At 58.0% G+C, this 23,999-nt stretch carries 20 protein-coding genes, 3 tRNA genes and 2 rRNA genes; 19 read left to right on the top strand and 6 right to left on the bottom strand.

The window, feature by feature from the left end; genetic code table 11:
• Positions 1–65: 65 nt before the first annotated feature.
• The 14 genes from recF to rrf (RWL87_RS05710) all read left to right on the top strand — a co-directional run bounded on the left by recF (position 66) and on the right by rrf (RWL87_RS05710) (position 12,655).
• Positions 66–1,295, top strand: a complete 1,230-nt coding sequence (gene recF / locus RWL87_RS05775) for a DNA replication/repair protein RecF (protein ID WP_313969209.1) — start codon at positions 66–68, stop codon at positions 1,293–1,295.
• Complete coding sequence (locus tag RWL87_RS05770; RefSeq protein ID WP_313969208.1) at positions 1,288–1,968, top strand: DciA family protein; 681 nt, start codon at positions 1,288–1,290, stop codon at positions 1,966–1,968. The genes recF and RWL87_RS05770 overlap by 8 nt, the downstream gene beginning before the upstream one ends.
• A gap of 459 nt (positions 1,969–2,427) precedes the next feature.
• Positions 2,428–4,458, top strand: a complete 2,031-nt coding sequence (gene gyrB / locus RWL87_RS05765) for a DNA topoisomerase (ATP-hydrolyzing) subunit B (protein ID WP_313969207.1) — start codon at positions 2,428–2,430, stop codon at positions 4,456–4,458.
• 78 nt (positions 4,459–4,536) lie between these two features.
• The gene (gene gyrA / locus RWL87_RS05760; RefSeq protein ID WP_313969206.1) at positions 4,537–7,167 is read left to right on the top strand and encodes a DNA gyrase subunit A; all 2,631 of its coding nucleotides are present in this window, start codon (positions 4,537–4,539) and stop codon (positions 7,165–7,167) included.
• Positions 7,167–7,763 (top strand): DUF3566 domain-containing protein, encoded by a 597-nt coding sequence (locus tag RWL87_RS05755; protein ID WP_005508012.1) that lies wholly within the window; start codon positions 7,167–7,169, stop codon positions 7,761–7,763. The genes gyrA and RWL87_RS05755 overlap by 1 nt, the downstream gene beginning before the upstream one ends.
• 184 nt (positions 7,764–7,947) lie before the next feature.
• Positions 7,948–8,021: transfer RNA gene (locus tag RWL87_RS05750), tRNA-Ile, on the top strand.
• Between the two features lie 144 nt (positions 8,022–8,165).
• A tRNA-Ala gene (locus RWL87_RS05745) sits at positions 8,166–8,238 on the top strand.
• A 3-nt stretch (positions 8,239–8,241) separates the two neighbouring features.
• Positions 8,242–8,358 (top strand): 5S ribosomal RNA (gene rrf / locus RWL87_RS05740).
• A gap of 579 nt (positions 8,359–8,937) precedes the next feature.
• Positions 8,938–10,164 carry an inorganic phosphate transporter gene (locus RWL87_RS05735; RefSeq protein ID WP_049350202.1) on the top strand — a complete coding sequence of 409 codons (1,227 nt, stop codon included), beginning with the start codon at positions 8,938–8,940 and terminating at the stop codon, positions 10,162–10,164.
• A gap of 14 nt (positions 10,165–10,178) precedes the next feature.
• Positions 10,179–10,472, top strand: a complete 294-nt coding sequence (locus RWL87_RS05730) for a hypothetical protein (RefSeq protein WP_065423854.1) — start codon at positions 10,179–10,181, stop codon at positions 10,470–10,472.
• Positions 10,473–10,521: 49 nt separating this feature from the next.
• Positions 10,522–10,974, top strand: a complete 453-nt coding sequence (locus tag RWL87_RS05725; protein WP_313969205.1) for a DUF3349 domain-containing protein — start codon at positions 10,522–10,524, stop codon at positions 10,972–10,974.
• Between the two features lie 204 nt (positions 10,975–11,178).
• Positions 11,179–12,372 carry an acetamidase gene (locus RWL87_RS05720; RefSeq protein WP_313969204.1) on the top strand — a complete coding sequence of 398 codons (1,194 nt, stop codon included), beginning with the start codon at positions 11,179–11,181 and terminating at the stop codon, positions 12,370–12,372.
• A gap of 90 nt (positions 12,373–12,462) precedes the next feature.
• Positions 12,463–12,535 (top strand) — tRNA-Ala (locus tag RWL87_RS05715).
• Between the two features lie 3 nt (positions 12,536–12,538).
• Positions 12,539–12,655, top strand: a 5S ribosomal RNA gene (gene rrf, locus RWL87_RS05710).
• Between the two features lie 270 nt (positions 12,656–12,925).
• Here rrf (RWL87_RS05710) and RWL87_RS05705 read toward each other — a convergent pair.
• On the bottom strand, positions 12,926–13,261 hold the full coding sequence (locus tag RWL87_RS05705; RefSeq protein ID WP_049345994.1) for a hypothetical protein: 336 nt from the start codon (positions 13,259–13,261) through the stop codon (positions 12,926–12,928).
• A 173-nt stretch (positions 13,262–13,434) separates the two neighbouring features.
• On the opposite strand from RWL87_RS05705, the gene RWL87_RS05700 reads away from it, so the two are divergent.
• The 3 genes from RWL87_RS05700 (at position 13,435) to RWL87_RS05690 (ending at position 15,830) form a co-directional block, all read left to right on the top strand.
• The gene (locus RWL87_RS05700) at positions 13,435–13,962 is read left to right on the top strand and encodes a peptidylprolyl isomerase (RefSeq protein ID WP_049352247.1); all 528 of its coding nucleotides are present in this window, start codon (positions 13,435–13,437) and stop codon (positions 13,960–13,962) included.
• A 172-nt stretch (positions 13,963–14,134) separates the two neighbouring features.
• Positions 14,135–14,959, top strand: coding sequence for a rhomboid family intramembrane serine protease (locus RWL87_RS05695; protein WP_049338659.1), 825 nt, complete (start codon positions 14,135–14,137; stop codon positions 14,957–14,959).
• Between the two features lie 58 nt (positions 14,960–15,017).
• Entirely contained in the window at positions 15,018–15,830 is an 813-nt protein-coding gene (locus RWL87_RS05690; protein ID WP_005504123.1) for a rhomboid family intramembrane serine protease, read from the top strand.
• 343 nt (positions 15,831–16,173) lie between these two features.
• Here the strand turns inward: RWL87_RS05690 and RWL87_RS05685 are convergent, their stop codons facing one another.
• The 5 genes from RWL87_RS05685 to RWL87_RS05665 all read right to left on the bottom strand — a co-directional run bounded on the left by RWL87_RS05685 (position 16,174) and on the right by RWL87_RS05665 (position 20,680).
• A complete protein-coding gene (locus tag RWL87_RS05685) occupies positions 16,174–16,992 on the bottom strand; it encodes a shikimate 5-dehydrogenase (RefSeq protein ID WP_313969221.1) in 819 nt (272 codons plus the stop codon).
• 1 nt (position 16,993) lies between these two features.
• On the bottom strand, positions 16,994–17,314 hold the full coding sequence (locus RWL87_RS05680) for a glutaredoxin domain-containing protein (protein ID WP_005508005.1): 321 nt from the start codon (positions 17,312–17,314) through the stop codon (positions 16,994–16,996).
• Between the two features lie 495 nt (positions 17,315–17,809).
• Complete coding sequence (locus tag RWL87_RS05675) at positions 17,810–17,974, bottom strand: ribosome recycling factor (RefSeq protein ID WP_070634683.1); 165 nt, start codon at positions 17,972–17,974, stop codon at positions 17,810–17,812.
• A gap of 432 nt (positions 17,975–18,406) precedes the next feature.
• Positions 18,407–19,804, bottom strand: a complete 1,398-nt coding sequence (locus RWL87_RS05670; protein WP_313969203.1) for a galactokinase family protein — start codon at positions 19,802–19,804, stop codon at positions 18,407–18,409.
• 273 nt (positions 19,805–20,077) lie between these two features.
• Positions 20,078–20,680, bottom strand: a complete 603-nt coding sequence (locus tag RWL87_RS05665) for a TetR family transcriptional regulator (RefSeq protein WP_313969202.1) — start codon at positions 20,678–20,680, stop codon at positions 20,078–20,080.
• Between the two features lie 292 nt (positions 20,681–20,972).
• Between RWL87_RS05665 and RWL87_RS05660 the strand changes: the two genes are divergently transcribed.
• Both RWL87_RS05660 and RWL87_RS05655 read left to right on the top strand, forming a co-directional pair.
• Positions 20,973–21,923 carry a biotin synthase gene (locus RWL87_RS05660; RefSeq protein WP_313969201.1) on the top strand — a complete coding sequence of 317 codons (951 nt, stop codon included), beginning with the start codon at positions 20,973–20,975 and terminating at the stop codon, positions 21,921–21,923.
• Positions 21,924–22,172: 249 nt separating this feature from the next.
• Positions 22,173–23,915 (top strand): sodium:proton antiporter, encoded by a 1,743-nt coding sequence (locus RWL87_RS05655; RefSeq protein WP_311450129.1) that lies wholly within the window; start codon positions 22,173–22,175, stop codon positions 23,913–23,915.
• Positions 23,916–23,999: the final 84 nt, after the last annotated feature.

Raw genomic sequence — 23,999 nt, 5'->3', positions numbered from 1 at the left:
CGGGGCTGTGCTTTCTACCCGCCCGCACCCATCCCCAACCGAACCGCACGAAAGGAGCTGCACCGGTGTATATCGACCATATTTCGTTGTTGGATTACCGCACCTACGCTCTGCTGAGCCTGCCTCTTTCGGCGGGGGTCACGGTGTTTCTGGGCTCTAATGGTGTGGGCAAAACCAATATTGTTGAGGCGATTGACTATGCGGCGTCTCTATCCTCGCACCGTGTGAGCCATGACGGGCCGCTGGTGCGGATGGGTGCTTCGCGCGCCTATATTCGCACCCGTACGGTGCGCGGCTCGCAGCAGACGGTGACCGAGTTTGAGATTGCTCCGGGGCAGAGTAACCGCGTGCGCATTAATCGTGCCGCGCCGGTGCGCGCCAAGGAGGCGCTGGGTATTGCCCGCACGGTGCTGTTCTCCCCGGAGGATTTGCAGTTGGTGAAGGGCGATCCGGCGGGTCGTCGCCGTTTTGTGGATGAGCTGGGGACCTCTTTGCGTCCGGTGGTTGCCGGGTACCGTAGCGAGTATGAGCGGATTTTGCGTCAGCGCAATTCGCTGCTGAAATCCATGCAGCGTAAGGCTCGGGACGAGAACGCTTTGAGTACTCTGTCGGTGTGGGATGAGCAGCTATCGACCCTGGGTGCTCAGCTTCTTTCCGCGCGTTTTCGCCTGCTACAGCGCTTTTTGCCGCAGCTTCGTCGCGCCTACGCGGGGCTGACGGACGGCTCGAAGGAAGTCGGTTTCAACTATGAGTCGACTGTTTTTTCGAGCATGGGCGAGCGCTCAATCGAGCACGCGGCACTGATGCGCATTGAGGACCTCAAAGAGGCTTTGATGCGCGGTTTTGCGGAGCGTCGACGCGATGAGATTGAGCGCGGCGTGACTCTGGTGGGTCCGCATCGTGAGGATATTACCCTGCTGCTGGGCGGCATGCCGGTGAAGCATTTCGCGTCGCACGGCGAGAGCTGGTCTTTTGCTCTGGCGCTGAAGCTGGCGTCCTGGTTTGTACATGTTGAGGATGATTCCTCGGCGGGTTCTTCGCCGATTCTGATTCTTGATGATGTGTTTGCGGAGCTGGATTCTGCGCGCCGCCACCGCCTGGGCGCGATGGTTGCCGATGCGGAGCAGGTGCTCATTACCTGCGCGGTGCTGAGCGATATTCCGGAGGAGCTGGGTGACTACCGCCTGGTGTCGGTGACGGCGGGTCATGCCGAGTATGCACAGCCTGCCGTTGCTACTGCGGATAGCGAGGGGTCGACTGCATCGGCGCTCGCGGAGGGTGGCGGCGATGAGTAACCCCGCCCGCCCTCAAAACCATGTTTCACGTGAAACATTCGACGAGTTTGCGGAACCGCAAAACCCGCGCGAGGTTGATAGCGTGGGCGAGTTCTACCGCGACGAGGTGGACGCTCCCTCCGCCCTACTGACCCGTATGCGCGTGGCGGCTCAAGAACGCGGCGAGGCGCCCCTGAACGCCTTCTCGGTAAATAAAATCATGCGCGATTTCGGTGCGGTCATGTCCGGTACCGCCTCGAAGAAGAAATCGCGGCGAGCGCAGGGCTGGGATCCCCGCGTTATGGGCGGCTATAGCGGCCCCGGGGAGAGCTCTCGCGACCCTAAACCCCTCGGTGGCATCGTCAGTGCCCTCATTCGTTCTCGCGGCTGGAAAGAGCCCGTGGCTGTCTCCAGCGTGCTGGCTCGCTGGGCTGAGCTGGTCGGTCCGGAAATTGCCGCACACACCCGTCCGATCAGCTTTGAAAACTCCATTGTTGAAGTTCAGTGTGACTCTACCGCCTGGACCACGCAGCTGCGCCTGATGCACGGTCACCTCATCGAGCTTTTTCGCCGGGAACTGGGCGAGGGTGTCGTAGCTCAGGTCCGCGTGTTGGGTCCGAATAACGGTCGCTGGAGCCAGCGAGGCTATCGCCGTGCCACCGGCATGCGCGGAGTTCGCGATACCTACGGGTAGGCGCATCCCGGTGAGCGCATCGCGTCACTGCATCGCATTGCCGCGGCGGGAAAAACTAGACATTGGGGTACGTTGCATAAAACGTGCCCCTTTTCTGCACTTCATGATTTTCTGCACGGTACGAAAGCTTTAGAATCGCCGGCAACCCCCACGAAGTGGTGAACCGTACCCCCCACCTCGAGAGGGGGTTGAAGCACTCTAAACCGCCTTTGCGGGCTTTTGAGCGGGTGGTAGTACCCAAAAAAGCTCAATATGTGACGTATGTAGATGGTTTTATGCTCTCTTGCTCGGTAAAATAAAAGAGACAATGCGTAAAGTGTGCCCACCTATGGGCACCACCGGCAACGCGGGTTGTGCAGGCACTTTCTGGTGCCCTTCGTGAGGTGTTCTAGGCTCCCCTCTGAGCTGCCCGCAGTTCTTCTTCGCCGGTTGCATCATCTACTCAAGGAGTTCTGCCTCGTGGCATCTGAACAGAATGCATCTGAACAGCAGCATGAATACGGTGCATCCGATATTACCGTGCTGGAAGGTCTGGAAGCGGTTCGCAAGCGCCCCGGCATGTACATTGGCTCGACCACTGAACGCGGTCTGCACCACCTGGTCTACGAGGTCGTAGATAACTCGGTCGACGAAGCGCTCGCCGGTTACGCCTCCAAAATTGACGTGACCATTCAGGCTGACGGCGCTGTTCGCGTAGAGGACGACGGCCGCGGCATTCCCGTGGATGAGCACCCCACCGAGCACAAGTCCACCGTTGAGGTTGTTATGACCGTGCTGCACGCTGGTGGTAAGTTCGGCGGTGGCGGCTACTCGGTCTCCGGTGGTCTGCACGGCGTGGGTATCTCCGTGGTGAACGCGCTGTCTACCCGCGTGATTACCGAGGTGCACCGCCAGGGCTACGCATGGCATATTTCCTTCTCGAACGGTGGCGTGCCGGACGGCCCTCTGCGTCGCGGCGAGCCCTCCGATAAGACCGGCACGATTCAGACGTTCTACCCGGACCCGGAGATTTTTGAGACCGTCGAGTTCGACTTTGAGACTCTGCGCGCTCGCTTCCAGCAGATGGCGTTCCTGAACAAGGGCCTGACCATCACTCTGACCGATGAGCGCGAGAAGTTCACCGGTGACGAGGTTGCTGAAGAGGAGAAGGAAAACGTCCTCAACCGCGTGCGTGCGAACGCCGACGGCTACACGACCGTCACCTACCGTTACGACAACGGCCTGTTCGACTACGTGCACTTCCTCAACGCTGGCGCGAAGACCATCGTGAACGAGGAGATCGTCTCCTTTGAGTCCGAAGACACCGACCGCAACATGAGCCTGGAAGTGGCGATGCAGTGGACCGGCGCGTACAAGGAGTCCGTCTACTCGTACGCGAACACGATTAACACCCACGAGGGTGGTACCCACGAAGAGGGTTTCCGCGCCGCTCTGACCTCTCTGGTGAACCGTTACGCGCGTGAGAACAAGCTGCTGCGCGATAAGGACGATAACCTCACCGGTGAAGACGTGCGTGAGGGCCTGACCGCGGTCATCTCGATTAAGATTTCTGAGCCGCAGTTCGAGGGCCAGACCAAGACCAAGCTGGGTAACTCGGAGGCAAAGTCCTTCACTCAGCGTGAGGTGAACGATCACCTCAGCGACTGGTTCGGTCGTAACCCCGCGGTGGCGAAGGACATTGTTCGCCGCGCGATCACTGCCGCTCAGGCGCGTATTGCAGCTCGTAAGGCTCGCGAGACCACCCGCCGCAAGGGCCTGCTGGAGACCAGCTCCATGCCCGGTAAGCTCAAGGACTGCTCCTCGAAGGACCCGTCGATCTCTGAGATTTACCTGGTGGAGGGTGACTCTGCGGGTGGTTCGGCAGTGCAGGGCCGTGACCCGAACACTCAGGCTATTCTGCCGCTGCGCGGTAAAATCCTGAACGTTGAGCGTGCTCGCCTAGACCGTGCCCTGTCCAATGCTGAAATTCAGGCAATGATTACCGCTTTCGGTACCGGCATCGGCGACGACTTCGATATTGAGAAGGCACGCTACCACAAGATTGTTCTGATGGCGGATGCGGACGTCGACGGCCAGCACATTACGACCCTGCTGCTGACCCTGCTCTTCCGCTTCATGCGTCCGCTGATTGAGGCTGGCTACGTGTACCTAGCTCAGCCGCCGCTGTACCGCATTAAGTGGTCGAACGCTCCGCACGACTACGTGTACTCGGACGCTGAGCGTGATGAGGCTCTGGCTCGTGGTGCAGCGAAGAACCTGCGCCTGCCCAAGGAGAACGGCATTCAGCGTTACAAGGGTCTGGGCGAGATGGACTACACCGAGCTGTGGGACACCACCATGGACCCGGCTCGTCGTACCCTGCTTCAGGTGAAGATGGAGGATGCAGCTGCTGCTGACCAGATCTTCTCTGTTCTGATGGGTGAGGACGTTGAGGCTCGTCGTGAGTTTATCCAGCAGAACGCAAAGGACATTCGATTCCTCGATATCTAGCCCGAAGCGGCATATGCCTCATAGGCAATATGCAGACTGAGGCATATGTCAATCGAGATATGAAGTAATGAGAAAGTTATGAGCGAAGAACACCAGAATGAGACTACCAAAGCTGACGTTGTCAGCAACGGTGGTGTTGAAAGCGTAGACCACCACGGTCACATTGAACAGGTGGACCTGCAGACCGAAATGCAGCGCTCCTACCTGGACTACGCAATGGCCGTTATTATTGGCCGCGCCCTGCCGGATGTGCGTGACGGTCTCAAGCCCGTGCACCGCCGCGTGATCTACGCGATGTACGACGGCGGCTACCGCCCGGACCGCGCCTTCAATAAGTGCGCCCGCGTGGTTGGCGACGTGATGGGTCAGTTCCACCCCCACGGCGATATCGCTATCTACGACACTCTGGTGCGTCTGATTCAGAGCTGGATTATGCGTTACCCGCTGGCTCTGGGTCAGGGTAACTTCGGCTCCCCCGGTAACGACGGTGCCGCGGCGCCTCGATACACCGAGACCAAGATGGCTCCCATTGCTCTGGAGATGGTGCGTGACATCAACGAGGACACCGTTGATTTCCAGCCGAACTACGACGGTAAGTCGCTGGAGCCGACCGTTCTGCCCGCGCGCATCCCGAACCTGCTGGTCAACGGTTCTTCCGGTATTGCTGTGGGTATGGCGACCAATATCCCGCCGCACAACCTGCGTGAGGTTGCTGAGGGTGTGGAGTGGTTCCTGAAGAACCCGCACGCGACCAATGAGGAGCTGCTGAACGCTCTGATGGCGCGCATTAAGGGCCCGGACTTCCCGACCGGTGCACAGATTCTGGGCACCAAGGGCATCGAGGATGCGTACCGTACCGGCCGCGGCTCTATCACCATGCGCGCGGTGGTCAATGTGGAGGAAATCCACGGTCGTACCTGCCTGGTGGTTACCGAGCTGCCCTACCAGGCAAACCCGGATAACCTGGCGATTAAGATTGCTGAGCTCATCAAGGACGGTAAGGTCACTGGTATCGCCGATCTGCGCGATGAGACCTCGGGTCGTACCGGTCAGCGCCTGGTGATTGTGCTCAAGCGTGATGCGTCCCCGAAGGTTGTGCTGAACAACCTGTACAAGCACACCCAGCTGCAGGAGAACTTCTCCGCGAACATGCTCGCCATTGTTGATGGTGTGCCGCGCACCCTGTCCCTGGATGCGTTTGTGCGTCACTGGGTGGATCACCAGATGGACGTTATCGTTCGTCGTACCCGTTACCGTCTGCGTCAGGCGGAGGAAGAGGCGCACATCCTGCGCGGCCTGCTGAAGGCTCTGGATGCTCTGGATGAGGTTATTGCCCTGATTCGCCGCTCCCCCACCGCTGATGAGGCGCGTAGCGGCCTGATGGAGTTCCTGCAGATTGATGAGGCTCAGGCTCAGGCAATTCTGAACATGCAGCTGCGTCGTCTGGCTGCTTTGGAGCGTCAGAAGATTCAGGATCGCCACGATGAGCTGATGCGCATGATCGCTGAGTACAACGCGATTATTGCGTCGGAGACTCGCCAGCGCGAGATTATCTCTGAGGAGCTGGGCGAGATTGTGAACCGCTACGGCGATGAGCGTCGCACCCAGATCATGTACGGCTACAACGGCGACATGTCCATGGAAGACCTCATCCCCGAGGAGGAGGTCGTGGTGACGATTACTCGCGGCGGCTACATTAAGCGCACCCGCAGTGATCAGTACCGTAGCCAGCACCGCGGCGGTAAGGGCATTAAGGGTGCCTCCCTGCGCGGCGATGACGTAGTGGAGCACTTCTTCGTGACCACTACGCACAGCTGGATTCTGTTCTTCACGAACCTGGGCCGCGTGTACCGTGCGAAGGGTTACGAGCTGCAGGAAGCCGGCCGCGATGCGAAGGGTCAGCATATTGCGAACCTGCTGGAGTTCCAGGGCGGTGAGCATATTGCTCAGGTCATGGAGCTGAAGAGCTACGACGATGCTGAGTACCTGGTGCTGGCAACTCGCGGCGGCATGGTGAAGAAGAGCCGCCTGAGCGATTACGACACGAACCGTACTGCCGGCCTGATTGCGATTAACCTGCGTGAGGGCGATGAGGTTGTTTCGGCGTTCACCGTTTCGGCGAAGGACGACATTCTGCTGGTGTCGCGTAACGGTATGTCGCTGCGCTTCCACGCTGATGATGCGTCGTTGCGCCCGATGGGTCGTTCGACCTCGGGTGTGACCGGTATGAAGTTCCGTGACGGCGACGAGCTGATTTCTGCGAACGTGGTTACTGAGGGCTCCTTCGTCTTCGTGGTCACTGAGGGTGGTTACGCGAAGCGTACGAGCGTGGATGAGTACCGCGTGCAGGGCCGTAACGGTTTCGGCATTAAGGTTGCTAAGCTAGTTGAGGATCGTGGCGCCCTGGTGGGTGGCCTCATTGTGGACGAAGAGGACGAGGTGCTGGTGGTTATGGCCAGCGGCAAGGTCGTTCGTTCGAACGTGAATGAGGTTCCTGCGAAGGGACGCGATACTATGGGTGTTATCTTTGCAAAGCCCGGTAAGGGCGATTCTATTATTGGTGTTGCACGCAACCAGGATCGTCAGCTGGATGATAGCGACGATGAAACCACTGAGAACACCGAGGCTTCGGAGTCTTCTGAGGCGCCCGGTTCGGACAACGAGGGTGAAGCGGCGGCTGCCGATCTCACCGCTACTGGAGGTAACTAATGAGCAGCACTCCCGCGAGCTCCTCTCCTGCGTCGGCACAGCGTTCGGCGTCGGCTGGTGCATCTAAGTCTTCGGGTGCGGCTAAGGCTGGCGCGCGTCGCCCGGCTCAGGCACGTTCGGGCCAGGCCCGTCCTGGCGGTACCGCTAAGCGTCCTGCCGGTAAGCGCCCTGTGAATGCTAAGCGTCCGACTGGTTCGCGCCGTCAGCTGGTGCGTCCTGCGCCGCGTTCGAAGATTCGTCGTGCGCGTCTGGTGGTTCAGAAGGTTGATACGTGGTCGGTGGCGAAGCTGATCTTCCTGCTGTCGATTGCCCTGGGTATTGTGACTGTGGTGGCTTCGGTGATTCTGTGGCTGTTCCTGCAGGCTTCTGGCGCGTTTACCGGTGTGAACCAGCTGATTAGCTCGCTGGGTACCGGTTCGACCACTGTGGATATTTCGCAGATGATTTCGCTGGGTCAGGTTGCTTTGGTGACTACTATTTTTGCTGTGGTCAACACTGTGGTCTTTACTCTGCTGGGTATGATTGGCGCGATTCTGTACAACCTGGCTGCGAAGCTGGTTGGTGGCGTGACTTTGACTCTGAGTGATGAGTCCTAGTTTGTAGCTTTTGAGCTTTGTGTGCGGGCGGTGCCCCTCTGGATGGAGGTGGTGCCGCCCGTTTTGCATGCTTGGGAACCTCGCAACAGTAAATGTGATGCAGAACATGCTTTTTCGATTTGGTGTTACCCTCAAACACCTGTATAGTTATATCTCGTTCTACGGAAGAAATTCCGCAGAAGGAGGGCGTATAGCTCAGACGGTTAGAGCGCTTCGCTGATAACGAAGAGGTCCCAAGTTCGATTCTTGGTACGCCCACTCCACACTATGAAAGGCAATAATGAAGAAATTATTGATTCTTGCTGTTCTTTCGTGTGTCACTGTGATGGTCTTGAAAAAGTACCAGAGCAATGAAGTCGTGAAGGCTTGGAAAAATAACTAAACAGTGGTTTTCGCTGAGACGGGGGCGTGGCGCAATTGGTAGCGCATCTGCTTTGCAAGCAGAGGGTTAGGGGTTCGAGTCCCCTCGCCTCCACTTTCCGGTGATTATAGCAAGAGGGAAACGCCTGGTTCCATTCCGAACCCAGAAGCTAAGACTCTTCGCGCCGATGGTACTGCACTTTTGTGGGTGTGGGAGAGTAGGTCATCGCCGGTTTATTTTTGAGAAAGACCCCGTATCGAAAGATACGGGGTCTTTTGTTGTATTCGCCGTAGTTGTTGTATCTGAGTTGTTGTATCTGCTGATGTGATGCGGAGGAATCGGTGTGAATGCCTCGCAAGGCCAGTGTGCTGCATGCGCCGCGGATTGGTGGCTGGAGTTTATTCTTCGTGATGCTGGAGTGCGCGCCGCTATAGAAAGCCCCGTGCTGTAAAAACCCACAGGGGCATCCTGCACGGGTAGTTTGGTGGCTCAAATGAGGTCTGAATAATAAAGGTGTGTCACAAAAAGAAAGCTGGGAGGTTCCTGAAAGTGAACACTTGGTGAACACACTTTAGCCTCTTGATGGATATAATCGCCCCTCTCCCCCACACTCTCGCATAAGCCACATAAACCAACTTAAGCATTCCGATAGGTGCACCCTTTTTGCCGCGGAATATCGGGATTATTGCCCCTAGAATATGGTCTCTGCAGCAAAACCCTCACGGAAACCCGCTCAATACTGTGGGTTTATCTGTTATTTCGTGTTAATTCGGAATACTTTAGATTTCACGAAAACCGACAGATAATTTTCTTGTGACTACAGAACTCATTATTCTCGTGATCGTGGTGCTTACCGCGCTCGCCTTCGACTTTACGAATGGCTTCCACGACACCGGTAACGCGATGGCAACCTCCATTGCGACCGGTGCGCTGAAGCCTAAGACCGCCGTGGCGTTGTCTGCGTCCCTGAACCTCGTTGGCGCGTTCCTCTCTGTTGAGGTGGCGCGTTCGGTCGGTAGCGGCATCGTGAACCTGGATCGTATCGATGTAACAACGGACGGCCCGGCGCTGATGCTTATTGTCTTTACCGGTCTGGTGGGCGGCATTCTTTGGAACGTTTTGACCTGGCTTCTGGGTCTTCCCTCCTCCTCGTCGCACGCTCTGTTTGGTGGCCTGATTGGTTCGGCTATTGTCGCGATCGGCTTTGACGGCGTGCAGTGGATGGGCGTTCTGTCCAAGATTATTGTTCCCGCGGTCCTCTCCCCCGTCATTGCGGCTATTGTGGCGGCAACCGGCACCTGGCTGGTATACCGTATTGCTGCCCCGGTGGCTGACGACCGTAAGCACGGCGGCTTCCGTAAAGGACAGGTTGCGACCGCATCCCTGATGTCTCTGGCGCACGGTACTAACGATGCGCAGAAGACCATGGGCGTGATCTTCCTGGCTCTGGTTGCCTCGGGCACTCTGAGCAACGATGACGCAATCCCCTTCTGGGTGAAGGCTAGCTGTGCGCTCGCGATTGCTCTGGGTACTTACCTGGGTGGCTGGCGCATTATCCGCACCCTCGGTAAGGGTATCGTTGAGGTAGACACCCCGCAGGGTGTTGCTGCTGATGGTGCATCCGCCGCGATTATTCTGACCTCCTCCCACTTCGGTATGGCACTGTCCACCACTCACGTGGCATCCGGTTCGATTCTGGGTAGTGGCCTGGGCCGTAAGGGTGCTGAGGTTCGCTGGTCTGTTGCTGGCCGCATGGTGGTTGCTTGGCTGATTACTCTGCCGGCTGCCGCAATTGTGGGTGCTCTGACCTGGCTGATTGGTCACGGCCTGAACGCTCTGACCGGCACCCAGTTCGTTGGCGAGCTGACCGTGTTCGCGCTGCTGATTATCTTCTGCTTCCTGATGTGGCGTCATTCCCAGAAGGACAACATTGACGCTTCGAACGTGACTGGCGACTGGGATGAAGAGGAAGGCGCTGCAGTCACCAGCGCTGACGCATCCGCAGAGCAGACTCTTGCTACTGAGAAGGCAGGTTCGTAGCCGTGGAATATCTGATGGACATTGTGAACAAGGTTATTCCGGTGCTGATTGCCGGTCTGTTCTTTGGTGCGGGCCTTCCGGCGCTGTATGCTCTGGGTCTGCGTCTGCTGGCTGGCCGTACCGAGTACACTGCGGACGGTAAGCTCGTTGAAATTGAGCCTCCGGGAACGGTGGCGAAGATTGCCGCGTCTTGCATTTTTGCTATTATCGTAGCAATCGTAATCATCGGTATTCTCTGGGTCGCTAAGGACTTTATCGACCACACTTTCGGCTGGAATATCTTCGGCGTAACCGGTGGAGGCCACTAATCCGTGAACACTAAATTGCATATGATGACTGCTTCGAAGGAGGGGCTCGATGCCTGATAAGAGCATAATCTCTCGAGTAATCGACTGGCTGAGCGTCGGGTATCCCAAGGATGTTCCGGTGCAGGACCGCGCGGCAGTGATGGCTATTTTGAAGATGCGTCTGACCGATGAGCAGCTGCAGGAAGTTGTTCGCCAGCTCATGCAGTCTCGTGCTGCCCGTGGTGAGGCGTACGTGAGCGACCAGCGCATTAACGAGTACATTCGTCGAGTGGTGGATCATACCCCGACCCCGCAGGATATTGACCGCGTCGCTAAGATTCTGGGTGCGCACGGCTTCCTGATTGCGGAGAACCACGTGAACGAGGACGCTGAGCCTACGACTGGCGGTACCGAGTACGTGACCTACGACGATCCGACGACCGGCGAGATTCGTATCGCCGAGTTGGCTGCTGAGTCGGCTAATATTCCGGCTCCGAACGCTACTGCTGCGCAGGACGACTAAATACTTGCTGTGAGAGTTAAGAACTCTCATGAAGCTTGTGACCTATGGGGTGGGCTGAAGTCCACCCCATAGGTTTTCTTTATGCCCTCCGATGGATGTGCCGCGGGTTGTCAGCTCACCCATAGGTGCGGGCGGTATCCTAGAGAGACTCACTCCCTCAAACTAATGGCGAGCTTTGTGCTCGCCCTACATCATGGAGATTCTGTGTCTTCTTCACCTACTCCTGAACCCGAGAACTCTCACCTTACGTCCACTCAAGAACCCTCTCAGGGCGTTTCTGAGGCGGCATCCGTCGCCACTGAGGAATCCTCCGCTAAGAGCTCTTCAACCCGCGTAGATGTCGCTAAAGAGGCTATTGCCGAGCAGGCGCGCCGCCTCGTGGTTCCTCGCCGTTCCCTGCTTCTGACCGGTGGCGTGATTGCTGCCGCCGGGGTGCTTGCCGCGATGCCGCAGATTGCCGCCACCGGTGTTCTGGGTGAGGACGCTGCGGTGGTGGTTTCAAACGAGAAGCTGCTGGCGCGTCGTGAGCGTCTGGTTCGCGAGAATATTGATACCCGCTACCTGAAGATTGAGTCGCTGGGGCGCATCTATGTGGGTCAGGGGCGTACTGAGCAGGATCTGCGTCTGGTGGGTTCTTTCTCCCTCACGGAGGCGGCACAAGCCGATTTGACGGCGGCAGCTACGGCTCTGACGAACCTGTCTGTCTACGGTTCTTTGCACCGGCTGAGCGTCACCTACGGTGGCGTGGACTCGGCGAATGACCCGCAGAACGTTGCCAACACCGCCACGGATGCGCCGGTGAGCCCGCTGCGCGTCAATGATTCGGCAACTCTGAAGGAAGAGCAGTGGCTGAAGGTGCTGACTGCCAATGCGGCACTGGGTACTAATGCGAGCTACGCTCAGGTGAGTCTGCTGGCGGATGAGCTGCGCCTGAACGCCGTTGTGATTGATGAGAACTATGAGTCCCTGATGAAGCGCTTCCGTGCGCTGGCTGAGCTGGATCTGAAGAACGAGCAGGTGCAGCAGATTCACCTGAATATTCAGTTGGCTCCGGATAAGGCGCTGACCCTGCCCTCGGGCGCGCAGTCGAAAATCTCGGTGAGTGTTGCGGAGTCTTCGCGCGTGGCAACGGTTGCTGATGTGCTGTCGAAGGCCGCCACGAGAAAGGAACTAAATACCCTGGCGTCGTTCTCGCTGGTGTGGAACGCCCGTGAAAAGTACCCCTCGGCGAGCCAGTGGGACGCGTTCAAGCTGGGATTCAAGGCGCCGGAATCGAAGGAAGAGTCCGCGAAGGAGGCGCAACGCACCGCGGTTCGTAAGTATCTGCAGGAAGTGAGCGGTCCGCTGCAGGCTCTGACGAAGCGTGAGGCGACGGTGCCGGGCGAGGTTATTTCCTAACCCTCTCGGGGTGTGATGGGTCTAACTAAAAAAATGTGCCCGAGGATTTGGTAAAGCTACAAAAGGTGTTATAGACTAGTAGAGCACCGCGGGGGCGTGGCGCAATTGGTAGCGCATCTGCTTTGCAAGCAGAGGGTTAGGGGTTCGAGTCCCCTCGCCTCCACTTTCCGGTGATTATAGCAAGAGGGAAACGCCTGGTTCCATTCCGAACCCAGAAGCTAAGACTCTTCGCGCCGATGGTACTGCACTTTTGTGGGTGTGGGAGAGTAGGTCATCGCCGGTTTATTTTTGAACCGAGAACCCCATGTCGAAAGACATGGGGTTCTTTGTATATCCGGGAATATGTCTGGGTATATCAGGTGTCTGGGGTATATCAGGGAGATTCAGCACTACAGCCGCAACTCCCCCTCCAACAAACGAGAAAAGCACCCAAAACAATAGCCGCCCGCCAGAGCATTACACTCTAGCGGGCGGCTATCTTTCATAAAGCGCTCCCTCACGCCGCCAGCGGCGCCTCAGAAAGCCTTAGAGAAAAAGATACGGGGAAACACGCTTATGCGTTCTTCCAGGGATCCTCCACGGGACGAGCTGCGTTGTAAGCTGCTGCGCCTGCAACACCCAGAGCAACCAGCAGGCCCAGGAATGCCAGGCCCTTACGGGGGCGCTTGCCGCCGTTACGCTCAATACGAGCCAGTTCCTTCTCAGCGGCGCGAACGGTCTTCGCGGTAGCCTTACGAGCCTTCTTCAGAGCCTTCTTGTTGCCGGTCAGCTTCTCAGCGAACATCTCAGCGGTCTTGCCTTCCAGCGCGGACTCAACAGCAGCCAGGGAAGAGACAACAGCCTGAGCCTTAGCAGCCTTGCGTGCCTTGCGCTTCTTGCAGCAGAACATGGGGTGACCTCCATCGGTTGAAATGCGCCAGCGGCCAGAAAACGCCGCAGCGCGCGTAGTGTTCACCTCTCAGGATATTCAATTCCCGCCCAAAAAGCCCGCCCAACGGTGCGCCCGGGGCGAAAAAACATGTTAGATGGCGAATGAGCGCCGCCCCGTGCCACAATAGAGCCATGACTAATGCAACTGCTAAGGCAACTATCCACACCAACTACGGTGACATCGTCGTCGAGCTCTTCGGCAACCACGCACCGCTGACTGTTGAGAACTTCATCGGCCTCGCTGACGGCTCCCGTCAGTGGAAGCACCCCCGCACCGGTGAAATCATGAACACCCCCCTGTACAAGGACGTCGTGTTCCACCGCATCATCAAGGACTTCATGATTCAGGGTGGCGACCCCCTGGGCATGGGCGTTGGCGGCCCCGGCTACCAGTTCAAGGACGAGATTCACCCCGAGCTCTCCTTCTCCAAGCCCTACCTGCTGGCAATGGCTAACGCAGGCCCCGGCACCAACGGTTCTCAGTTCTTCATCACCACCGTTGAGACCCCCTGGCTGAACGGTCGCCACACCATCTTCGGTGAGGTTACCGACGAGGCATCCAAGAAGGTTGTTGACGCTATTGAGAGCGTTGAGACCGGCTTCCAGGACCGCCCGGTCAAGGACGTTGTCATCTCCTCGATCGACATCGAAAAGCTCTAATAAACCCCATCGGAAGGCTCATACGAGCATTCTGCTGAAGGTGTTGAGAAAACACGTATAGTTCAGGGGCCCGCCAGGATTCTTCCGGTGGGTCCCTGCGCTTATATGCCCACGCGCGCCATCCCCCGCACACCACCTTCGGATAATCCTGTACACAACCCCTGGAGGTTCAGTGGAGAACTTTCCCAACTACGCAGGCTACGGGCAGACTCCCACCGTCTGCGTCAACCACCCCAACCGCGTTAGCTACGCCCAGTGCAAGCGCTGCAACCGCACCGTCTGCGGCGAATGCCAGGTAGCGCTGGATGTGGGCATGGTCTGCCCCGACTGCTACCGCGACCTCACGGGCGGCAGCTCGAAGGCGCAAGGTTCGAAAGCACAGGGCTCATTCCTGGCGCGCCACTGGCACATTACGTACACGCTCATTCTGATTAACGTCGCGATGTACGGTCTGCAGCAGATCATTCCCAATGAATGGGTGGTTAGGCATGGCAACATCTGGTGGCCCTACGTCCAGCATGGCGAGTACTACCGCATCATCAGCTACGGTTTTCTGCATATGCAGAACGACCCGATGCACCTGGTGTGGAACATGATTAACCTCTTCATCTACGGTGTGTCCCTCGAACGCATGATGGGGCGCTGGAAGTTCCTCCTCGTGTACCTGGGCTCTATCGTCTTCGGCGCCCTCGGCGTGTACGTGCTGGCGTCTGACACCAGCGTGGTGGGTGCCTCCGGTGGTCTATTCGGCCTCATGGGCTCTTTCTTGACCCTGCTAATCATCAGGAAGCAGAAGGACACCGCACGAGTGTTCGTCATGATTACTGCCCCGAACATCATCTATAGCATTCTGACCCCCTCGAATATCTCCCACGCATGCCATGCGGGTGGTTTTGTCGGTGGTGTGCTGTTGACACTGCTGTTTGTCCCGCTTGTGGATAAGCCCGAGCCTCCTCAGCAGCAGAGCCCGCAGCAATGGCAAAACGGCAGGTACTAAGCCTGAAAATACGTGAAAAATCTTCGGAAAATCCGGCACGAAAATCTTTGGAGAGGCAGTGGAGAACTTTCCCAACTACATGAATTACGGGCAGAGCCCCACGGTCTGCGTCAACCACCCCGACCGCGTTAGCTACGCCCAGTGTGGGCGCTGCAACCGCACCGTCTGCGGCGAATGCCAGACGGCGCAGGGCGCGGGTGTAGTATGCCCCGACTGCTACCGTGACCTAAATGGATTCGCCTCGAGCCCGACGCGTTCCTTCATCGCCCGGCACTGGCATATTACGTACACGCTCATTCTGATTAACGTCGTGGTGTACGGTCTGCAACAGATCATTCCATTCCGTTGGGTGTACAACCTCGGCGCGATGTCGGGTCCCAGTGTTCACCGCGGTGAGTACTACCGCTTGATCACGCACGGTTTTTTGCACTCGCAGAATGACCCGATGCACCTGGTGTGGAACATGATTTACCTCTTCATCTTCGGTGTATCTCTCGAACGAATGATGGGGCGTTGGAAGTTCCTCTTCGTATATATGGCTGCTACCCTGGGCGCTGGCTTCAGCGTGTATATCTTCGACTACTACAGTCGCACCGTGGGTGCCTCAGGCGGTGTGTATGGCCTCTATGGTGCCTTCTTCGTGATTCTGCTTCTCAGGAGGCAAAAGGACACAGCACGCCTCTTTATGCTACTCATCGGCATTGATGTGGTGCAGAGCCTCTTCCACCCGCATATTTCCCTCGCGGGACACTTTGGCGGTCTTGTCAGCGGCGCACTAGCAACCCTGCTGATTATCCCGTTCGTGAAGAAACCCGAGTCCTCGAATCCGCCGCCGCAGAGCCCGCAGCAGTGGCTCAACGGCAGGTATTAAGCCTGGAAAACCGCGGAAATCCGGTGCAGAGACACGTTATCCACAGCAGTTTTCCACACTGTGTATAACTACATTCGTGTAATTCCACGAGTGTGAGTACATGTTAAAAACCTGTGGATACAGGCTAAAACAACCGAATTACACGGGGTGAATTACACGGGTGTAAGAGTTTTCCCCAGATTTCTCCACAGATGTGGAAAACCTTAAATACCAGGATGTGTGTAATTACAAAAAATTTCGGCGCGAAGCGCCGGATACAACAAAAAGTGCCCGGAAGGATCAACCTTCCGGGCACTTTCACGTATCGAGCCCCTCACGGGGCGAAGAAGCAGCGGGCGCGAACCTAGTTCGCCTGAGCCTCCGCCTCCTCAACCTCCTCGGGAGTAAGCTCCACGCCGGTGTACAGGCGGAACTGCTCAGCAGCCTGCAGAGCAATCACCTCACCGCCGTGAATAACTTCCTTACCCGCCGTGCGAGCCGCACGAATCAGCGGAGTCTCAACGGGCATCGCCACCACGTCAAAGACCACCTGAGCCTCAGCAATAGCCTCTTCGGGGTAGGACAGCTCCTCGCTCTCCTCACCGCCAGCCATGCCAATCGGGGTCACGTTCACCAGAATCGGTGCACGCAGGTTACCCACCTCCGGCGCCCACGCGTACTCGTAACGCTCAGCCAGCGCGCGGCCGGTCTCCTCGTTGCGGGCAATAATCATGCCCTGCGAGAAGCCCGCGTCAAAGAACGCGCCAGCCACAGCCGCAGCCATACCGCCCGAACCGCGCAGCAGGAACGGCAGCGACGGATCCACGTTATGCGAACGCAACAGGGAAGCCACCGCAATCACATCCGTGTTGTACGCCTTCAAGAAGCCGTCAGTGTTCACAATCGTGTTCACCGCACCAATGACCGCCGCCGAGTGGTCCATATCGTCCATCAGCGGGATAACAGCCTGCTTGAACGGCATCGACACCGAGCAGCCACGAATACCCAGAGCACGCACGCCGGCGATAGCGCCCTCAATATCGGTGGTGGTCATCGCCTTGTACAGGTAATCCAGACCGTGCTTCTCGTACAGGTAGTTGTGGAACTTAATGCCGTGATTCGACGGGCGACCGGACAGAGAAATGCAAACCGTCGTATCGCGGTTCAGCGCCGGGCGAGCCATCTTACGCCTCGCCGCCAGCGTTGAGGGTGTTCTCAATCAGCTTCTTCACCTTGTTGCGGCTCACCAGGTCAGCGACCACAAAGTGGGTGTCGCCGGTGTCCACGGTGGGGACGGTCGCGTTGCCGTCGTTCAGGGACTTCACGTGTGCCTCAGCCTGCGGATCCTCCCAAATGTTAACCCAGGTAGCGTGGTCGCCCAGCTCGCCCAGCTTAGAATCCAGAGCCTCGCAGTAAGGGCAGCCGGGGCGCCAGTAAATGACGACGCCGCCATCCTTCATGACCTCGCGTGCCTTCTGCTGATCGGACTGCTGACGTTCAAACATAGTTCCTCCATAAACAGGGTGCTCCGCGGTCTGCAGGAGGCGCTAAAACCTGCCTGAGGGCCGCAGCTCAATAAGTTGACATATCAAGCATAGCTGAGCGTGCAGGGGCGGGGGAGAGGTCCTCATACGGCGAACCTCCGTGGCGCGCCTCCAGCCTGCGGTGTACTCGCCAGAAGTCTTCACCCGCGCATTAACGGCATACGCCCCACACCACGGTTGCCGGACCAATGATGCGGGGCGTATACAGTTCGCGAGAAAGCGCGAGCACTTGTGCTGAGTAAGAGTAAAAGAAGAGTGAAAACAGGCTACCCGGCGGTAGCAGAAGCTGAGCAATATGCCGAGTGAGTCAGTGAGTGAAAGAACCCAGGCGGGGCAGAACGCCCCATATATTCGAGAGAGATGTTGAGTGAAAGCCTGTAATGCAAACCCAGGGGAATGGCGCCCTACCCCATGAGGAGGCGAGGTAGGGCGCCAATCCAAAGGGAGGCTGTCGCCTTACTTGCCGAACTTCTCGGTCAGCTTGGAGACGTTGTCAGTCACGACCTCTTCAACCTTGGCAACGTGCTCGTCGGTGACGACCTCCTTGCCAGCCTTCTCGTTGATGACTTCCTGAGCCTTGTCGAGGCCCTGCTCAACGGTGCCCTTGATATCGAAGCCCACGGGGGCCTCCTTTCTGCGCTTTCGCGCTCTAAAGCCTCACTCTGGGTGAGGGGCCTGCCCGGATGGGCAGAAAACTGGAGTGTGATGCTTTGGTGGACGAAACCTGCAAGCTGGGCTTGTATGTGACGGTCGAACCCAGTGTAGATGCTATCCATATGCCGGACTATGCGCATCGAAACTTTACAGCTCACGGATTGCGTCCGTCGATAAGTGTACATACCCGCGAGGACAAGAAAAACCACTCTCAGGAAACGAGGCGAAGCTTTTGATCAACGACCAAAGAATCGTGGCTTATCAGTGCGTTATTGGGGGCGTTGCACGGAGGATTTTTGCAGAAACTCGCAGGAAACTTCCAGCTATGAATATTGTTCAAAACCCCAAAAATACACCCGTATGACACCCCGACGCTTTATGACGGCCCTACGGGACCCCCTAAAACACCGGAATATCCGTAGGATCCGCACCCGCCGACCAATCATGAGACGCCGCAAAACCAGCAACCATCGGCAAAAAACGAGGCGCCGCATAGCCGCGCACCGCATAGGTGGTCGCCACCGCATCCGCAGCAGCCTCCAGCTGGGAAGTCGGAATCAGCGCCATCACCGCGCCACCAAAACCGCCACCCACAATACGAGCGCCCAGCGCACCCTGATCCAGGCACACCTGCACCGCATCATCAATCTCCGGGCGAGAAACACACAACTCATCGCGCATCGACACAAACGACTCCGTGAAAATACGGCCCGCCTCCTCAAATGCCGCGAAACCAAGCTCATCAGCATGCTGCAACAGATAGCTCGCACGACCCACCAGAGTCATATCGTGGAACGCATGACGCACCCAACCACGCGGGAACGAACACGGACGACCCGCGTCCTCCAGAGCGTCCAAGGCACGATTCACCGAAGAATCCACCAAATCAGCACGCCACGCCTTCGCAGCACGCGCATCCATACCCGCACACGACAGGTCCTCCGGTAGGGCATCACGCAAAAAACGCAGACCCAAAGCATCAGCGCACGCCTCAGACGCCGCACGACGAGCCGCAAAACCACCATCCGTCAGCTCATGCGGAGTGTTCGTATCAATCACCAAAAAACTCAGGCCATGCTGAGCAATATCCACCGCAACCGGCTCAATCGAAAAATCACGGAAATCAACCACCAGAGCCTGCTCCGGATACGAACGCAACGACGCCGTCTGATCCAGGCCACCCGTATGCGCGCCAGCCATCTTATTCTCAGCCGTAATACACACCTGAGCCAGACGCGCACGCAACGCATCACTATCAGCCGGGGTAGCATCCGCCTGTGGGCACTCCTCACGCACCGGACACGAGAGCTCCAACAATGCCAACGCCGTCGAACACTCCAAAGCCGCCGAAGACGACAAACCGCCACCCACCGGAACACGAGAATTAATCAGCAGGTCAGCACCAAACTCATCGGGCAGCATAATGTCCCTGCCGCCCTCCTGATTCATCGCCCACGCAACACCCGCCACATAGGTGAACCAGCCCTTCAAATGACCCGGCTGAATATCGCGAATCACGACCGTGCGCTCATCGCCGGGCATCTGTAAAGAAGCCGCGCGCAACACACCATCACGACGCAACGCACCCGCCACATAGGTGCGGTACGGCAACGGCATCGGCAGACACGAGCCACCCAAAAAATCAATGTACTCGCCCAAAAGATTCAGACGCCCAGGCGCAGACCACACACCATCCGGCTCATAACCATACGCAGTAATAAACTCCTCACGCACACGCGCAATCTCCGCGCTATGGTCCGGAAGAGCCGCCCACTGGGCGGTAGCGGTCATCGACATGGAACACCTCTGATAAAGCCCAACAGGGCACTAAGACATAAACGACACCCCACTCGCACCAGATACCCGCAGGTATCAGCACAAGCACGTGTCCCCTCTAGACTAAAGCAGAGTACCAAGGAACATCGACTCAGCCGCCAAACCGCACCAGTTTCAATCCGCACCAGTTTCAGCACGCGGCAGGGGAGAGGTACGCAACGCACGCAAAAGCCCCGCACCCCCACACAGGGGGCACGGGGCACCATACATAACTAATAAACCAAAAGAAGGTGATTACGCATCCTGCGTATAAGGCTCCTGCACCACCATCATCGAATCAATCGCAGAGAGCAAATCCTGGCGGTAGCGGTTAAACGCATTCTCAATCAGAGGAACATCGCCACTCGCCACAGCCTCCTGCGGAGAAATCAGCGGCAGAGTCTGATACTCCTCCACCAGGCTCAATGCAATATGAGTCAACAAACGAGCACGACGAAGAGCCTCCGCATGACCCAAACCAAGAGCCTGGAACTCATGAGCCATCGCCACCACCGGCTTCAACTCACGTGGGTGCAGAATCAAACTCAAACGCACCACCTCAGGGCACTCACGAATCGGGTAGAGCAAGGAAAACAGCGTATCGCCGCGGCGAATCATCGAAGCGCGAATAGCCTCCGGATTCGCCTCAGCCTCCTCAGACATCGACTTCGGGGCACGAGCCAGAATGTAATCCGCCAGCAGAATCAGAAGCTGCTGCTTATTCTTCACGTGGTAGTACAGGGCACCGGGAGCCACGTGAAGCTCCTGAGCGAGTCGGCGCATGGAAAGGTCCGCCAAACCGTAGGTCGCCAAGACCTCGTAGGCGGTATCTAGAATCTTTTCACGGGAAAGTACCACCCTTTCATTTTAGGGTGTTCAAATCTGTATCGTGAGCAAGATGCACCCCACGGCAAACAAAAACCCCATAAATACGCGGGAGAAGCGCAAAAATGAATGTTGATTCTCACTCACACAGAGCGAACGTTTCGCGTTTCACGAGCACTTTTACCACCGAAAACCCTCCAGTACACGCAGAAAAAAGCAGACGCCCACGCTCTCGGCATAAAATCGCGTCTTAAACCGCCCAAAACCGCCAAGACAGGTAAACCTCGCGGGCACACAGGGCAAAAGGGGGTGTTTAATATTCGGTATGAGCAATGCATTTTCTGAACTAATCGAGCGCGCCACTGCAGGCGAAGGCCTCAACCGCGAAGAAATCCACACCCTCCTCGTGGATGGTGAAGGCCAGGACTTCGCCCTCATCGAGGCAGCCTCCGTCGTGCGCCGCAACGAATTCCGCAACATGATTGCGATCCACACCGAAGATGAAGCACTCGCCGACGCACTGGGCACCCGCTCCATCGCCGTGGACTCCTACGAGGTACTGGATATCTCCCGCGATATTGACTCCGAAGAACTCGCGGCAACCATCGAACGTATTGCTGAATCCTCCGCCATCGGCGTGACCGTACTGCTGCCCGAAAATGCAGTACCCATGATGCTGATGCGCGTGCTGTCCATCCTGCGCCTGGCGGCACCTGCCAAGGTCATTCACCTGCCCGAAGGCTACGAGCAGTCCCTGCGCTCGCTGACCTCCCTCGCAATGCACGTGGTCAGCGCCATCACCATTACCGACGACATTGAGCAGTGGCCCATGGTCAACGAGGTGCTCAAGGCTCTGCGCCACGGCGGCATCGTCATTTCCGGTACCGCTGGACGTGACGCCCTCGCAGGCTACCTGCGCTACCTCTCCGACCTCGGCGTGGACCTCATGGGTCACCGCGACGCACGCGGCTCCGCCTGTGGCTCGGTTGACGGCGGCGGATGCGGTTGCGGTTCGGGTGGCTGCGGTAGCCACGAGGAGCCGGCACCTTCCGCTGGTGGTTGTGGCTGCGGCTCGGGCGGATGCGGTTCCTCCGCTGAAGCTCCCGCTGAGCCTCACGGTCACTCTCACAGCGGCGGTGGCTGCTGCGGTGGCCACGATAAGCCGAAGGAAGAACAGGGTGGTTGCTGCGGCGGTCACGACGAGCCCGAACCGGTCGTTGAGGAAGCTCCCGCCGGTGGTTGCGGCTGTGGTGCTGGCGGTTGCGGTTCCAAGTAACCTGCTAGGGGTTCTTGCCCCAAGCCATATATTCCAAATATAGAATTTTCCCCTGAATACCTTGCTGAATAGTAGGGTTATTCAGGGGAAAACTCTATATTCCACACAAAGCATTAGGCTCAGAGGTAAACAATGCCAGAATAAACGCCGCAGAACCCCCATATCCGAAAAACGGAATGAACCCCTCCGGTAGAGTAGAAAGACGTAGCCGACTAATCCTAGCCGCGCGAAAGGAACAACACCGGACCAATGCTTTACCTCTCCGTTATCGTCATCATCCTGCTCGCGACCGTATTCATGGTCAGCGTCGGTGATCGACTCAACCTGCCCTGGCCGGTCATGATGACCCTGCTCGGCGCTGCCGCGCTCTTCATCCCCAACCGACCGGACATCACCATCGACAGCGACATCATCCTGCCGATCTTCCTTCCGCCGCTACTGTGGGCCATCGGCGTTAAATTCTCCTGGGGCACCCTGCGCCGCCGCTGGAGATCCGTACTGCTCTACTCGGTCCTTCTCACCACCGTCTCTGCCCTGGCAATTGCCGGCGCAGCCATGTGGTGGGTCCCCGGCATGACCATCGCCGTCGCCCTTGCCGTCGGTGCCGCCGTCTCCCCGCCCGACCCCGTCGCCGTGGAAGCAGTCGCTGAGCCCGTCGGCATCCCCCGCCGCCTCATCGGCACCCTGCAGACCGAAGGTAGCTTCAACGACGCTATCGCAATCGTTCTCTTCCACGCCGCAATCCACTCCATGACCAGCGACCACCACATCGAGCCGCTCTCGGTCGCTAAAGACTTCGTGCTCGGCTCGATCCTCGCGGTCATTATTGGTTACATCTTCGGCTGGCTCGGCGGCTACGTTCGCCAGCGCGCCCACGACGTGGTCACCAGCAACGCCGTGACCCTCGTGATCCCCTTCGGCGCCTACCTCGCTGCTGAAAGCGTGCATGCCTCCGGCGTTATTGCCGTGGTCATCGGCGCTATCCAGTTCACCAGCACCAAATACATGGCGGCACTCGAAGCGGAAGAACGCCTCTCCTCCACCTCCTTCTGGCAGATTATTGAGCTGCTCATGACCGGTGTCGCCTTCGGCCTCATCGGCCTGCAGGCAAGTAGCATCATCGCCACCGCCGACCCCTCCCGTACCGCAGGCCTCTTTGTTGATGGTGCACTGGTCGCACTGGTCGCCATCCTGGTGCGCCTCATCTGGTTCACCATCGTCTGGCTGGCAGGACGCAAGAACCCCATCCACGAGGGTGCCCCCGAAAGCTTCGCCGAAGTTATCATCATGACCTGGTCCGGCATGCGAGGCCTCGTGACCCTGATTCTTGCCCTGTCCATCCCCGTGGTCAACGGCACCGAACAGGTCCGCCAGGACGCCATCGTCATGATGCTCTCCGTGCTCTTCTTCACCCTCGTGCTACCCGGCCTGACCCTGCCCATGCTCGTGAAGGTCCTTGGCGTGCGTGCCAATCATGAAGAAGAAACCGCCGTACCCGAACTGCTCAAGATCGCGCAGGTTGCAGCCCTCGAGGCGCTGCAGGCAGAAGCGAAGGCAACCACCGATCCTGAGACCTACGCCCGCGTGAAGGAAATGTGCTCCGCCATTACCCGCCGCGACGAAATCAGCGAGGCGCTGCCCGAAGAATACAAGCAGCACATGGAGAAGATTAAGGACAAGAGGAACGACTTCGTGCGCCTGCGCGATGCCGCCCTCGTCGCCGCGCAAAACGAGGTTATTTCTGCTCAGGACCGTTACGACTCCCACGACGTGACCCGCGTGGTGCGTAAGCTGGACATCCTGGCGCAGGCAGAAAGCATCCGCTCCTCCGGCATGTTCATTCTTCCCGCCATGACCGCCGGCGCGGTCGCCATGGAACGCTACAACCTCTGGAAGAAGCACCAGGGCACCCTGAGCACCCGCGCAATCCCCGTGGTGGAAAACGCGCCCGCCTCGCCTCTGGTCACCAACGAGGTAACCCCCACGTCCTAGCCGGTACCTGCACCGCGTGCATGAATGTTACGTTTCTGCCCCTGCCTACGCCACCGAGATAAGCCCGTTGGTCTTTAGCTCACA

Origin of the sequence: uncultured Rothia sp., assembly GCF_963555405.1 — a bacterium.
Classification (GTDB): Bacteria; Actinomycetota; Actinomycetes; order Actinomycetales; family Micrococcaceae; genus Rothia.
This window is presented reverse-complemented; position numbering and strand designations above follow the sequence as displayed.

What these genes read in the sequence shown, in the direction of transcription:
- RWL87_RS05730 (WP_065423854.1), top strand. Translation starts at nt 10,179, where the DNA reads ATGGACATTGTGAACAAGGTTATTCCGGTGCTGATTGCCGGTCTGTTC.
- gyrA (WP_313969206.1), top strand. Translation starts at nt 4,537, where the DNA reads ATGAGCGAAGAACACCAGAATGAGACTACCAAAGCTGACGTTGTCAGC.
- RWL87_RS05655 (WP_311450129.1), top strand. Translation starts at nt 22,173, where the DNA reads ATGCTTTACCTCTCCGTTATCGTCATCATCCTGCTCGCGACCGTATTC.
- RWL87_RS05685 (WP_313969221.1), bottom strand. Translation starts at nt 16,992, where the DNA reads ATGGCTCGCCCGGCGCTGAACCGCGATACGACGGTTTGCATTTCTCTG.
- RWL87_RS05755 (WP_005508012.1), top strand. Translation starts at nt 7,167, where the DNA reads ATGAGCAGCACTCCCGCGAGCTCCTCTCCTGCGTCGGCACAGCGTTCG.
- RWL87_RS05770 (WP_313969208.1), top strand. Translation starts at nt 1,288, where the DNA reads ATGAGTAACCCCGCCCGCCCTCAAAACCATGTTTCACGTGAAACATTC.
- RWL87_RS05700 (WP_049352247.1), top strand. Translation starts at nt 13,435, where the DNA reads ATGACTAATGCAACTGCTAAGGCAACTATCCACACCAACTACGGTGAC.
- RWL87_RS05705 (WP_049345994.1), bottom strand. Translation starts at nt 13,261, where the DNA reads ATGTTCTGCTGCAAGAAGCGCAAGGCACGCAAGGCTGCTAAGGCTCAG.
- RWL87_RS05680 (WP_005508005.1), bottom strand. Translation starts at nt 17,314, where the DNA reads ATGTTTGAACGTCAGCAGTCCGATCAGCAGAAGGCACGCGAGGTCATG.
- RWL87_RS05670 (WP_313969203.1), bottom strand. Translation starts at nt 19,804, where the DNA reads ATGTCGATGACCGCTACCGCCCAGTGGGCGGCTCTTCCGGACCATAGC.
- RWL87_RS05660 (WP_313969201.1), top strand. Translation starts at nt 20,973, where the DNA reads ATGAGCAATGCATTTTCTGAACTAATCGAGCGCGCCACTGCAGGCGAA.
- RWL87_RS05725 (WP_313969205.1), top strand. Translation starts at nt 10,522, where the DNA reads ATGCCTGATAAGAGCATAATCTCTCGAGTAATCGACTGGCTGAGCGTC.